General features: G+C 71.8%; 1 protein-coding gene. It reads right to left on the bottom strand.

The annotated features are described in order from the left end of the window. On the bottom strand, window positions 1-687 hold a 687-nt coding region (locus G4D86_RS51775), incomplete at both ends, for an AMP-binding protein (RefSeq protein WP_164003104.1).

Below are 687 nucleotides of genomic sequence, written 5' to 3'. Positions count from 1 at the left end.
CGGCCGGTGCTGCCCGAGGTGAAGAGGACATAGGCGAGGTTGTCCGCGGACACCTCGCACGGCGGCGCATCCTCGCGCCCGGCCGCGAGCTGCCCGGCCTCCGTGTCCATCAACACCTGCCGGACGGAAGTGCCCGTGAAGGCGTCCGCATGGCGTGACTGCGTTACCACCACCGGGGCAGCGACTTCTTCCACCAGCGTCTGAAGGCGAAGGGCGGGCTGTGCCGGGTCCAGCGGGACGTAGGCAGCGCCGGCCTTCCAGATGCCCAGCAGCGCCACCACCGTGTCCACGGAGCGCTCCAGGCACAGGGCCACGCACATGTCGGGGCCCACGCCCAGCGAGCGCAAGTGCCAGGCCAGTTGGTTGGCGCGGGTGTCCAGCTCCCCGTAGGTGAGCACCTGCTCCTCGCAGGCCACCGCGGGCCTGGACGGGTGGCGCGCGGCCTGCGCCTCGATGAGCGCGTGCAGCGGGCCATCAACCGTGAAGGACGCCGGGGCGGTGTTGAACGCCTCGAGCACCTGGTGGCGCTCGGCGTCGCGCAGCAGGGACAGCTCGCCGACGTGGGCCTCGGGCGAGGAGACCGCGGACTCCAGTAGCGTGGCGAAGTGCTCCAACAGGCGGGAGACGGTGGACCGCTCGAACAGGTCCGTGCGGTAGGCCAGCGTGCCGGACAGTCCGTCCGGCGTC

The organism is Pyxidicoccus caerfyrddinensis (genome assembly GCF_010894405.1).
GTDB classification, from domain to species: Bacteria; Myxococcota; Myxococcia; order Myxococcales; family Myxococcaceae; genus Myxococcus; species Myxococcus caerfyrddinensis.
Note: the sequence above shows the minus strand (reverse complement) of the source record. Positions and strands in the feature narration are given on the sequence as shown.